This window comes from Paenarthrobacter sp. PAE-2 (genome assembly GCF_026013155.1).
In the GTDB taxonomy this organism is placed as follows: domain Bacteria; phylum Actinomycetota; class Actinomycetes; order Actinomycetales; family Micrococcaceae; genus Arthrobacter; species Arthrobacter ureafaciens.
The window spans coordinates 1-576 of the sequence record NZ_JAPDNV010000106.1 but is presented as its reverse complement, the minus strand read 5'-3'; the positions used below and the strand labels follow the sequence as shown (position 1 = coordinate 576).

The 576-nt window shown below is 63.4% G+C and carries 1 pseudogene; it reads left to right on the top strand.

Features of this window, described 5'->3' with window-relative positions:
* Positions 1-260: 260 nt before the first annotated feature.
* Positions 261-576 (top strand): annotated as a pseudogene (locus OCL88_RS21095) (Fis family transcriptional regulator); the annotation flags it as partial.

Genomic DNA, 576 nt, shown 5'->3' with positions numbered 1-576 from the left:
AGGCCAAAAGAACCCGAGGCACCTGCGCCTGCGGCCACAACGGCGTGCTGCCCGGACGCGTCGACACCCTGCCGGCCTGCCGGAAATGCTCCGGAGTTCAGCTCAACGTTGACTGCATCGGATGCGGGACGGAAGGCGAACTCCACTCCGGCAACCGCTGCTGGTCATGCATCCTTACACTGACCATTGACCGACTCCTCAGCCCAGACAACGAGCCGCCCTCCGCCGCTCTTCAGGTAATTGGCACCGCTCTGAAGTCCATGAAACGCGCCAATAGCGGACTCACGTGGATCCAGCAGTCGCACGTCACGGCATTCCTTCAACAACTGGCAGCCGAGCCTGTGATCACCCACGCCCGCCTCGACGAACTACCGGCGTCCCGGACCCGCGAATACGTCCGCGGCCTACTCGTCGAACACCATGCGCTGCCCCGTCGCGATGAACTTAGCATTAGGTTCAGCGACTGGGCCGAGCAAGCCCTCGACAGGATCACCAGCCCGAGCCACCGCGACATCATGCGCCTCTACATCCGCTGGCACCACCAGCGCCGCATGAACCAGATGGACGAAGTCACCC